Annotated in this window: 10 protein-coding genes; 5 read left to right on the top strand and 5 right to left on the bottom strand. The window is 52.5% G+C overall.

The window, feature by feature from the left end:
• Position 1: 1 nt before the first annotated feature.
• The 5 genes from ppx (at position 2) to HP564_RS07860 (ending at position 4,626) form a co-directional block, all read left to right on the top strand.
• On the top strand, positions 2 to 1,528 hold the full coding sequence (gene ppx / locus HP564_RS07840) for an exopolyphosphatase (RefSeq protein ID WP_371241770.1): 1,527 nt from the start codon (positions 2 to 4) through the stop codon (positions 1,526 to 1,528).
• A 33-nt stretch (positions 1,529 to 1,561) separates the two neighbouring features.
• Positions 1,562 to 2,158, top strand: a complete 597-nt coding sequence (gene tehB, locus HP564_RS07845) for a tellurite resistance methyltransferase TehB (RefSeq protein ID WP_371241772.1) — start codon at positions 1,562 to 1,564, stop codon at positions 2,156 to 2,158.
• 124 nt (positions 2,159 to 2,282) lie between these two features.
• Positions 2,283 to 2,474, top strand: a complete 192-nt coding sequence (locus HP564_RS07850; RefSeq protein ID WP_371241773.1) for a YfgG family protein — start codon at positions 2,283 to 2,285, stop codon at positions 2,472 to 2,474.
• A 123-nt stretch (positions 2,475 to 2,597) separates the two neighbouring features.
• A complete protein-coding gene (gene mgtE / locus HP564_RS07855) occupies positions 2,598 to 4,031 on the top strand; it encodes a magnesium transporter (protein ID WP_371241774.1) in 1,434 nt (477 codons plus the stop codon).
• Positions 4,032 to 4,446: 415 nt separating this feature from the next.
• Positions 4,447 to 4,626, top strand: a complete 180-nt coding sequence (locus HP564_RS07860) for a DUF2158 domain-containing protein (protein ID WP_371241776.1) — start codon at positions 4,447 to 4,449, stop codon at positions 4,624 to 4,626.
• Positions 4,627 to 4,642: 16 nt separating this feature from the next.
• On the opposite strand, the gene HP564_RS07865 is transcribed toward HP564_RS07860, so the two are convergent.
• From HP564_RS07865 to guaB, 5 genes are all read right to left on the bottom strand, one after another.
• Entirely contained in the window at positions 4,643 to 5,422 is a 780-nt protein-coding gene (locus tag HP564_RS07865; RefSeq protein WP_371241777.1) for a DUF3750 domain-containing protein, read from the bottom strand.
• 379 nt (positions 5,423 to 5,801) lie between these two features.
• Positions 5,802 to 6,665 (bottom strand): ATP-grasp fold amidoligase family protein, encoded by an 864-nt coding sequence (locus tag HP564_RS07870; RefSeq protein ID WP_371241778.1) that lies wholly within the window; start codon positions 6,663 to 6,665, stop codon positions 5,802 to 5,804.
• On the bottom strand, positions 6,662 to 7,912 hold the full coding sequence (locus HP564_RS07875) for an oligosaccharide flippase family protein (protein WP_371241780.1): 1,251 nt from the start codon (positions 7,910 to 7,912) through the stop codon (positions 6,662 to 6,664). Before HP564_RS07875 ends, HP564_RS07870 begins: the two co-directional genes overlap by 4 nt.
• Before the next feature lie 742 nt (positions 7,913 to 8,654).
• Positions 8,655 to 10,235 carry a glutamine-hydrolyzing GMP synthase gene (gene guaA / locus HP564_RS07880; protein ID WP_371241781.1) on the bottom strand — a complete coding sequence of 527 codons (1,581 nt, stop codon included), beginning with the start codon at positions 10,233 to 10,235 and terminating at the stop codon, positions 8,655 to 8,657.
• A gap of 71 nt (positions 10,236 to 10,306) precedes the next feature.
• Positions 10,307 to 11,773, bottom strand: coding sequence for an IMP dehydrogenase (gene guaB, locus HP564_RS07885; protein WP_371241782.1), 1,467 nt, complete (start codon positions 11,771 to 11,773; stop codon positions 10,307 to 10,309).
• Positions 11,774 to 11,790 lie beyond the last annotated feature (17 nt).

Here is an 11,790-nt window from a genome sequence, read left to right on the forward strand (position 1 = left end):
TATGCCCATTTCTCATAAAAGTACGCCGAGACCGCAAGAATTTGCGGCAATCGACCTCGGCTCAAACAGCTTTCATATGGTCATCGCGCGCGTGGTCGACGGCGCTATGCAGGTGCTGGGTCGTCTCAAGCAGCGTGTGCATCTGGCGGACGGTCTCGACAGTAAAAATCGCCTGAGCGAAGAGGCGATGGAGCGCGGGCTGAGCTGCCTGGCGCTGTTTGCTGAACGTTTGCAGGGCTTTAGCCCCAGTAACGTGACCATTGTCGGCACCCATACGCTGCGCCAGGCGGTGAACGCAGAAGAGTTTCTGCAGCGTGCGGCGGAGGTGATCCCCTACCCTATCGAGGTGATTTCCGGCCATGAAGAGGCACGCCTGATTTTTATGGGCGTGGAGCATACGCAGCCGGAAAAAGGCCGTAAGCTGGTGATCGATATCGGCGGCGGGTCAACCGAGCTGGTCATCGGCGAAAATTTTGAACCTCAGCTGGTAGAGAGTCGCCGCATGGGCTGCGTCAGCTTTTCCCAGCTCTACTTCCCTGACGGGGAGATCAGCCGTGACAACTTCCGGCGCGCACGCCTCGCCGCGACGCAAAAGCTGGAAACGCTGGCGTGGCAGTATCGTCTGCACGGCTGGCAGTATGCGCTTGGCGCGTCAGGCACCATTAAAGCGGCCTGTGAGGTGCTGCTGGCGATGGGTGAGAAAGAGAAAATGATCACGCCTGAGCGCCTGGACATGCTCTATGACGAGGTCATGAAGCATAAGTCGTTCAGCGCGCTAAGCCTGCCGGGGCTGTCGGAAGAGCGCAAGTCGGTATTTGTGCCTGGCCTGGCGATTATCTGTGGCGTGTTTGATGCGCTGGCTATCCGCGAGCTCCGCCTCTCCGACGGCGCGCTGCGTGAAGGCGTGCTGTATGAAATGGAGGGCCGGTTTCGCCATCAGGATATTCGCAGCCGCACGGCACAGAGCCTGGCGAACCACTACGCCATCGACAATGACCAGGCGCGCCGCGTGCTGGACACGACCGACCAGCTCTATGTGCAGTGGCGCGATCAAAACCCTAAACTGGCAAACCCACAGCTGGCGGCACTGCTGAGATGGGCTGCCATGCTGCACGAAGTCGGTCTGACAATTAACCACAGCGGCATGCAGCGCCATTCAGCCTATATCCTGCAAAACACCAACCTGCCCGGTTTTAACCAGGATCAGCAAACGCTGCTGGCTGCGCTGGTACGATTCCACCGCAAAGCCGTCAAGGTAGAAGATCTGCCGCGCGTCACGCTGTTCAAGAAAAAACAGTTTCTGCCGCTGCTGTTCCTGTTGCGCCTTGGCACCCTGCTCAACAATCAGCGTCAGGCCACTACGCGTCCCGATTCGCTCAAACTGACCACCGATGATGGTCACTGGACACTGACTTTTCCGTCAGGCTATTTCAGCCAGAATAATCTGGTACAGCTCGATCTGGAGCGTGAGCAGACCTACTGGAACGAAGTCACCGGCTGGAAGCTGATGCTGAAAGAAGAAGCCTGAGGAGAGGGGCGTTTACGCCCAAAAAAAGACGTCATGATTAAACCTGAACACTACTTTGCCGAAACCTACGGCCTGACGCCGACGCACTCCGAAGTGCTGTCGGCGTTGCCCTTTCTTAACCCGGGCAAAGCGCTCGATCTCGGCTGCGGCAACGGCCGTAACAGCCTCTTTCTGAGCCAGAACGGCTTTGATGTTACCGCCTGGGATCATAACCCCACCAGCCTGGCTCGACTGGAGCAGATTGCCGCACAGGAAGGGATAACCACAATCCATACTGAACAGCGCGACCTCAACCAGACGCGCTTTAACGGTGGCTATACCTTTGTACTCTCCACGGTTGTGATGATGTTTTTGCAGCCGGAAACCATTCCACAGCTGATTGCCGATATGCAGGCAAGCACGGTGAAAAACGGGCATAACCTGATCGTTGCCGCAATGAGCACTGACGATTACCCGTGCCCCCTCGCCTTTCCCTTTACCTTTAAATCGGGTGAGCTGAGCCACTACTACCGCAACTGGCACATCCTCAAGTACAACGAGCACGTCGGCCAGCTGCACAAGCGTGATGAGCAAGGCAATCGCATCAGCTGTCGTTTTGCCACGCTGCTGGCGCAAAAAGCGAGCCTGTAAATCGGGGCCGCTGCGTGCGGCCTAATCCATTTCTGCTCTTTTTTTAATCGGCAATTGATTTCAGCGCAGGGTTGTGACTAAATGTTGCTATCGCCCGACAGGGTCATTACAGGAAACACCCCGCGTGAACAGCGCTATCCCTTCCCGAAGACGTCCTAAAACCAGTTCCTTTACCCGGATCGTTTTACTGATTAGCTTTATCATTCTTGCCAGCCGCCTGATCTTCATCCTGCCTGCTGCCTTTGAGCATCATCAGCAAAAAAAAGCTGCACCAGAATCTGCGCCGATAAGCACGACGCTGCGCGACAGTCGTTAGCAATTAACGTTCTTCATGCACGCCAGCTAAACGCAGCCTGAATAACCGCGTCTTTTTTTGCGCCTGTTTGCGAGGCGAACCGCTACACTTCGTGCTGTAACTTTCAGACACAAGGGACTCGTTATGTCTGCTTCGCATACTCAACGTCTAAATCAAATTCGTCATCGCATTCTGACGCTGCTGCTCAGTGAGCCAGATCTGGTGGATGTGCTGCTGGGAAAATCCACCGAGCATAGCGCTGAACAGCAACGTGAAAATGCGGTCAATCAGTCGATCCTTGAGCAGGATATCGAACAGCTTCACGCTGCTGACCTCGCCGATATCCTCGAAGCCCTGCCCGAAGAGGCGCGACAGGCGCTGTGGCGGCTGGTTCCTGCCTCAAAGCGCGGCCATGTCCTGGTCGAGGCGTCAGAGACCGTCTGGGCCAGCCTGACAGAAGAGATGAGCGATCGCGATATTCTGCGCGCTATCGAACCCCTCGACATTGACGATCAGGTGTGGCTGGCGCGCTACTTGCCTCGCGATCTGACCGGGCGGCTGCTGGCGTCGCTGGAACCTGGCCAGCGGGCGCGTGTTCTGAGCGTGGTCGACTTCGACCGCGATCGCGTCGGGCGCATCATGGATTTCAATATCCTGACGATACGCGCCGATGTGACGCTGGCTACTGTGCAGCGCTACCTGCGTCATAAAAAAACCATGCCAAACGGCACGGATAAAATTTTCGTCACCGATGAAAATAATCTGCTGCTGGGCGAGCTGCCGCTGACCGATATTTTGCTGAATAAGCCGAAAAAACGGGTCGACGAGGTCATGAATACCTCTCCCACGACTTTCCAGCTTGACGATAAAGCCGAAGATGCGGCGGGCGCGTTCGAGCGCTATAACCTCATCTCCGCGGCGGTCATCGATGCAAAAGGCAAACTGATTGGCCGCGTAACAATTGAAGATGTGGTCGATCTGGTTAACGAAGAGAACGAGAGCAATATTCGCCGCATGGGCGGTATCAGTCAGGAAGAGGATGTGTTCGCGCCGGTACGCAAAGCGGTACGTCGACGCTGGGCATGGCTGGCCATAAACTTGTGTACCGCTTTTGTCGCCTCACGCGTGATTGGCCTGTTTGAAGAGACCATCTCGCAGCTGGTTGCACTGGCGACGCTGATGCCTATTGTGGCGGGCATTGGTGGCAACACTGGCAACCAGACCATCACCATGATTGTACGCGCGCTGGCCCTGCACCAGGTTGAGCCGGGCAACTTCTCGTTTCTGATTGTACGAGAACTTGGCGTGGCACTGCTTAATGGCCTGTTCTGGGGCGGCGCGATGGGACTCATTACCTGGCTGATGTACGATAATGTGCAGCTGGGGGGCGTTATGATGCTGGCCATGATGCTGAACCTGCTGCTGGCGGCGCTGATGGGTGTCCTGATCCCGCTTATTATGACTAAACTCAAACGCGACCCGGCGGTTGGCTCCAGCGTGCTGATTACCGCTATCACCGATACCGGCGGCTTTTTTATCTTTCTGGGCCTGGCGACGCTGTTTTTACTGCATCACTGATTCTGTTTTTTCACATTGCGGTCAATGCAGTGCTATGCGCACTGCATTGACCGCAGCATGTCGCGGCGTGATACGGGTTAACGCTGAGATAAAATTTCCCACAGCGATACGCCGCCTGGTGTGCAGGGTCGATTAGTTTTCCCAGCCATGGTAAGCCATCGTGATGATCCCTTCTCCCCGGGTTTCTGTATGGCGTAAAGCCACTGCCCTCTCTTTATCCCGATGCCGTTTTCTTTTCGCTGAGTCAAAAAAGGAAGCAGCTGACAACCAAAGACATTATCCTGGTTTCACGTCAGTCTGCCCCGGGCCACCCGCTGGGCAAATCCTGTGAAAAAACAGAGAAAGCAGCCCTCACAATATTTTTGCAGGCCACGGTCAGGCACCCTACACTTCCTTAAAACCCAGGGAGAAAGCCATGTTTAAAGCAGATGATTTTGTACAGTCAAAAACAGGTGGTCCAAAAATGCTGGTGCTGCGCGTTGAGGGCGATACGTTGTGGTGCGCGCGCGTTGACGATGCAACTAAAAAGGAGATTGAGGTAAAAGCCGACAGCGTCAATCTCTACCATGAAGAGGGCGATTTTGGCGTCTGTTAACGCCTGTGCCGGGCATTCAGCCCGGCGGATTGTCCTGCTGAACGTTTTCGCTGCCAATGCCGCCAATAAACGGCAGTCGCAGACGCAGCGGCGTAAAATCGAGCCCCATATTCAGTCCCAGAACATTGAGTTCAAACCCCTCTTCCGCGCCCAGTGTGACCCCCGCAACCCCCAGCACAGAAACCTGAATGCCGCGTCCGGAAGGTGGCAAACCCACCGGGCGCCACAGGGGACGGTAATCTTTGCCGAGCGCATTGGCGGGCAGATCGAGTTTTAATGCCGGTACTTCCCGCCCGATATGGGCAAGAAAGGTATTGCTGTTTGGTCCCGGCCAGGCGTGATAGGTCTTCGGCCAGGGATAGGAGCGAATGGCCGCTTCGATGTGCGGGATCATCGCCTCCGCGTCTGCTCCACGGTGGCTAACCAGCAGGCGCGGCTTTGCGCCATACCAGTAGCCGTCAGGCAGGTTGCTGTTGTGCCTGACTTTATCGCCGCTGCCCCAGCTGATGACCTCATAGCGGTTGTAGCGTGTTTCGCCCGCACGTTTAAAGATAATCCAGGGGTGCACTGCTACTGCCCCTTTCCAGCCGTACGTTGGCGCAGCATAGACCTGTACGATCGCCTGGTTTACATTGCGGCCCGCATCGGGTGCCAGACCGGATGAATCACGACGTGCCGACCACCAGCCCCCCTGCCCTGAGAGTTCGCCATTGCGCGTTGCCTGCGCCAGACTCGCACCCAGCGACAGCAGGATCACCAGCAAAATGCAAAGGCTCAGCGCCTTCAGTGACAACATAGCGTGGTTCCTCGCGTCAACAGCAAAGAGAAAATCGCCAGCCTGTCTGACGACGGGCTGGCGATAGCGTAAGAAGTGCGTAGTAGTGTAAGCGGAAAGGTAATCCCTGCTCAATGTTAAACCATTTTTAAAAAGCGGCTTCTTTCATAACGTTAAAAAAAGGCACGTTTTACAGCACTAAAGGTATCATTCAGGGCTAATACGGTACGCCCCACTTTTTATCATCCAGGCGTCAGCTGACTTTCAAAAAGCGTTTTAGGGCCAGAAAGGCGTTAATGTCAGCCCGTCGGCAGAGCCTGTAAAAATCCTGATAACCTGACTCTGATGAGAAATAACGACGCGCCTGGCATCAGGGCCAGCATGGCCAGTACGGCTGGAACTACAGTTTGAGCTGGCTTCCTAAAATGACATCCGCTTCCTGCAGGGTTACATCCAGTCCAGCGGAGGGGGTGAATGTCAGCTCGCCAAAAATTACGTCGCCATTAAGCAGGTAGAAGTCAATTCGGACAAACTTAAAGTCAGACGCGAGTTTAATCGCGTATGCCTTCATTTTCATGAAGCCATCAGGCATGGCTGGATAGTCATTTTTACTGATTAACTCAACGGTATCTTCAAAAGGGAGCGGGTTCCAGTTCATGTCAAAATAATAGAACTTAGGCGTTCCTTTTTCTCGCTCTTTACATACCATTACCGCGTAAGGCTTACCGTTGAAGCAGTAAAACTTATAATCGTCGGGAAATCCGCCACGCTCGTTCTCGATAAATTTTTCACATAAAATCTTTCTTTCTATTTTTTTATACTGCGGCTCGACAAAAAGCGAGGAGAAATCCTCTCTCAGCCACTTCCCCAGCTGCCTGTTGGTTTTTTCAGTATCTAACGCCGATTTATCATCACAGATAATGTTGTAGCCTGCGCCATGGTTGCACTTGAGAGCAAACTTTTCCGGCAGAGCATCGTAGTTTATATGTTCAGGGCTATCGTATACGCCATAGAGTTCGTTAAGAATGTCACCACATCCCTTAGACGAAACATACTCCCTGACCTTATATTTATCAGCACACAGTGTATAGATAGCGTTGTTGAACTCATTGAATTTGAGCCACTGTATTTTTTCATTAAAATTGGTTGGATTACTTAAGTTCAACTTCTTTTTAAACTTAATATAGTAGTGTGCTTTAGCACAGGACTCAGGAAAGATACCGGCACTGAGCTTCAGCGCTGACTTAACAGTTTGCTTTATCATTTCAGTTTAAACTCTCGTAATTTGAAAATATTAAGGTGCATTTTGATAATGGTTTTGTTCTTAAAAAAGTAGTTAAGTAACGTGCAGGACAAAATCTCGACAATCAAAAAGCAACAGGCAGCACCATTTATTCCAAATGTACTGATCATTATCCATGACAATGGCACTGTTAACACACAGCATAACGACATCTTTTTCGCCAGATAGTGATATCCAGACTCTTTTATTATATATCGGTAACAGATCGTTCCCAGCGCAGAGAACATCGTACCCATGATAACTACGGGTATTATCCGCACCGCATCCATATATTTATCGCCATACAGCAAATGTATAACCCAGTCGCCCACCAGGTAAAAACCACCCAGCGCAATCAGCGAAAACAAAATGACCAGCCGGTTTATCGTCATCAACAGTTTATCGACGGCGACTTGATTTCTTTCACTGTATATTTTCGAGAAGAAACTGGTGATCAATGATAAAACGATAAACGACCAGGCACTTCCCATCGTTAGCGCTACGCTATAGATCCCCAGTTCGGAGTACGAAATGATTTTGGCCAGAAAGATGCTGGAAATCTGCGTATAGATATCCGCAGAAAGGCTTGATAAAATCAGCGCGCCGCCTGTAGATAACATATGTCGGTTATACAGGCGGCTCCCTCTGCTGACGGACTTCACCTGGGTAGTATAGTTAAAATAAAAAAGTCGCAGAAGATAAGGCACAAGCGGGATAATGATAATTGGCAGCGTGAAGCAGTAAATGGGCATTTTGAAGCTTGAGATAAGATACCTTATTAACAGTGCAATAAGCAGCCCAATAACATTTGTTATGGTGTTTATTTTTGATTTTAACTGGGTGTTATTGTAGATAGAAAAGAAATCCATCACGATGTAGTAAGTGGCAATGCAGTTAGCCACCCCAAACAAAAAGACGATAGCGTCGGTGAAGAAGTATAAATAAACCAGGACCGCGCTCGAAGACAAAAGGAAAAATGCACGCCGTTGATTTTGCGTATGCATTGCCATGGCAATACCGGACCGGGTATTCTCGCTCATTCGTTTGAATATGATGCTCTGTCCGCCAAACCAGGATAAGGTTTGCACAAAGATAAAAAGCGAAGTGGCAATATTTATTTTGCCAAAATTGTCAGGGCCAATGTACTTTGCCATGAGCGAATTAACATATATCAGACCAATGATGTTAATCGACTTTTCCAGCATGATCCATATTGCATTCGAGTACATTTCACTTCTCACATAGACAAAAGTTGTAAACATCGCTATATTAAATTTGTGATCTATCCCTGGTAAAAACCAGCAGTAATGAATTAGCAGTAGATCGTGGCACAATAAAAGAGATTAGCCCGACGGCTTTTTTCTCCTCTGGCTGTTTTTGCATATAATCTATTCAACGCAGAGTGTGGCTGCTTATATAAAAATAGTGAAGCCTTTTTTGTTTGAATCAGAATAGTGACAGCTTATTCCCTGCTATAAGGCCAGCTTATAGCTGCTTTTAATAAACAGTTAGCGCGTAGCGCTTTATTTTTTAGCACCACACGAATGTCAGGATCCAGCTCATCGCGCTTGCCCTCCCTCGGATAAGCTTTATATTAACTTTTTCTGTTTCAAAGGATTATGTGCAGGAAACGGCTTTCCTCATCCTGCACGGTGGTCACTCATCGCCTGCGCTACAGCAACTGGCTGGCATTCCCCCTGGATGAACTGAGGCGCATCGCTTAATAGCGTGCACGGTTCTGTTAAGCCCGGCTAAAGCCAGCAGCACCAGACAAATATGCCCAGCCTGCAACCGTGTTTATCCCTGTCCGCGAGTAACGCGTTGCGCTGGCCCTTATTCCTCTTTTCACCGGCAAAAATAAAGAGGTTATAAGCGGTTTTTTCAATGGATTATTTAAAAAAAAAGCCCGCATTTTGCGGGCTTCGGGTGAGTCGAGCGTGACTGACAGGCCTGCGATGGCCTGAGATCAAATCATTCCCACTCAATGGTCGCAGGCGGCTTACCAGAAATGTCGTAAACCACGCGCGAAATTCCGTTAACTTCATTAATAATGCGGTTCGAGACGCGGCCGAGGAAATCGTACGGCAGATGCGCCCAGTGCGCGGTCATAAAGTCGATGGTCTCTACTGCACGCAGTGAAACAACCCAGTCATATTTACGGCCGTCACCCATTACCCCCACCGAACGCACTGGCAGGAAGACGGTGAAAGCCTGGCTGACTTTGTTATAAAGATCCGCTTTGCGCAGCTCTTCAATAAAGATTGCATCGGCACGACGCAGCAGATCGCAATACTCTTTCTTCACTTCGCCCAGCACGCGTACGCCAAGACCCGGACCCGGGAAAGGATGGCGATAAAGCATGTCGTATGGCAGACCCAGCTCCAGGCCGATCTTGCGCACTTCATCCTTAAACAGCTCTTTCAGCGGCTCGACCAGGCCCAGCTTCATCTCTTTCGGCAGACCGCCCACGTTATGGTGCGACTTGATCACGTGCGCTTTGCCGGTTGCAGAGGCAGCAGATTCAATCACATCAGGATAGATGGTGCCCTGCGCCAGCCATTTTACGTCGGTCAGCTTTGATGCTTCTTCATCGAACACGTCAACGAAAACGCGGCCAATGATTTTACGTTTGGCTTCCGGATCGTTCTCACCGGCCAGTGCGTCAAGGAAACGGGCTTCAGCCGGTACGTGGACGATGTTCAGGCCAAAGTGGTCACCAAACATATCCATCACCTGCTCCGCTTCATTGAGGCGCAGCAAACCGTTGTCGACAAAGACGCAGGTCAGACGCTCGCCGATGGCGCGGTGCAGCAGCATGGCCGTCACGGAAGAATCCACGCCGCCGGAGAGGCCAAGGATCACTTTGTCGTTGCCGACCTGCTCACGCAGACGCTCAACCGCATCTTCAATGATTTTTGCCGGCGTCCACAGCGCTTCACACTCACAGATGTCGAGAACAAAACGCTCCAGCATACGCAGCCCCTGACGGGTATGGGTTACCTCTGGATGGAACTGCACGCCATAGAAACGCTTCTCTTCGTTTGCCATGATGGCAAACGGGCAGGTTTCCGTGCTGGCAACGGTAACGAAGTCAGACGGGATAGCCGTCACTTTATCACCGTGGCTCATCCATACGTCGAGCAGCGGTTTGCCTGCGGCACTGATGGCATCTTCGATGTCGCGGATCAGCGCACTTGAGGTTTTCACCTCAACCTGCGCATAGCCGAACTCACGCTCACTGGAACCTTCGACTTTGCCGCCCAACTGCATCGCCATGGTCTGCATGCCATAGCATACGCCCAGTACCGGCACGCCTGCGTTGAACACATATTCCGGTGCGCGCGGGCTGTCGAACTCCGTGGTGCTTTCCGGACCGCCGGAAAGGATAATGCCGTTAGGGTTGAACTGGCGGATCTGCTCTTCGGTGACATCCCATGCCCAGAGTTCGCAGTACACGCCCAGCTCACGTACGCGGCGCGCGACCAGTTGCGTGTATTGCGAACCAAAATCGAGAATCAGAATGCGATGCTTATGAATATTTTCCGTCGTCATTGAGGCGTTTCCAGAACGGGTAACTTGATAATGAAAGCGCCCGGCCAGGCCGGGCGGTAAAACTAACGGGATCAGGATCCCATACGGTAATTAGGTGACTCTTTCGTGATGGTCACGTCGTGCACGTGGCTTTCGTTGATGCCCGCACCGCTGATGCGAACGAACTCTGCTTTGGTGCGCAGGTCGTTAATGGTCGGGCAACCGGTCAGGCCCATGCAGGAGCGCAGGCCGCCCATCTGCTGGTGAACGATCTCTTTCAGACGGCCTTTATAGGCAACGCGACCCTCAATGCCTTCCGGCACCAGTTTGTCAGCAGCGTTATCGGTCTGGAAGTAGCGGTCAGACGAGCCTTTAGACATTGCGCCCAGCGAGCCCATGCCACGATAGGATTTAAAGGCGCGGCCCTGGTAGAGTTCGATTTCACCCGGAGACTCCTCCGTACCGGCGAGCATTGAGCCAACCATGACGGCAGCGGCACCCGCAGCAATCGCTTTAGCGATATCACCAGAGAAACGGATACCGCCATCGGCAATCACCGGAATGCCCGTACCTTCCAGCGCTTCAACCGCGTCAGAAACGGCAGTAATCTGCGGCACGCCAACGCCAGTCACGATGCGGGTGGTACAGATAGAGCCCGGGCCGATACCCACTTTCACCGCGCTTACGCCCGCGTCTGCCAGCGCCAGCGCGCCTGCACCCGTCGCGACGTTGCCGCCAATAATATCCAGGTCCGGGTATTTGGCACGGGTTTCACGGATGCGTTGCAGCACCCCTTCAGAATGGCCGTGCGAAGAGTCGATCAGCAGCACGTCAACACCGGCAGCCACCAGCGCGTCAACGCGTTCTTCGTTACCTGCACCGGCACCCACTGCGGCACCCACACGCAGACGACCCTGCGCATCTTTACAGGCATTCGGTTTACGTTCAGCTTTCTGGAAGTCTTTTACGGTGATCATGCCGAGCAGATGGAAGCTGTCATCAACCACCAGCGCTTTTTCCACGCGTTTTTCGTGCATTCTTTGCAGAACCACATCGCGTGCTTCACCCTCTTTCACCGTCACCAGACGCTCTTTCGGCGTCATCACTGCCGTGACCGGCTGGGTCAGATCGGTTACAAAGCGCACGTCGCGACCGGTAATGATACCGACCAGCTCATTGCTTTCGTTGACGACCGGATAACCGGCAAAGCCGTTGCGTTCGGTCAGGGCTTTAACTTCAGCCAGCGTGGTAGTCGGCAGGACGGTTTGCGGCTCCGTTACCACGCCACTTTCATGCTTCTTCACCTTACGAACTTCTTCTGCCTGGCGCTCAATTGACATGTTTTTATGAATAAAGCCCAGTCCGCCTTCCTGCGCCAGCGCAATAGCCAGACCCGCTTCGGTCACGGTATCCATCGCAGCAGAGAGCATTGGGATATTGAGGCGGATATTTTTGGTCAGCTGCGTGCTGAGATCGGCCGTGTTAGGCAGAACGGTGGAGTGAGCAGGAACGAGCAGAACGTCGTCGAAAGTAAGGGCTTCTTTAGCGATTCTTAGCATGGCAATATCTCAACCTG

The sequence above is a fragment of the Pantoea sp. KPR_PJ genome, assembly GCF_041386365.1.
Classification (GTDB): domain Bacteria; phylum Pseudomonadota; class Gammaproteobacteria; order Enterobacterales; family Enterobacteriaceae; genus Pantoea.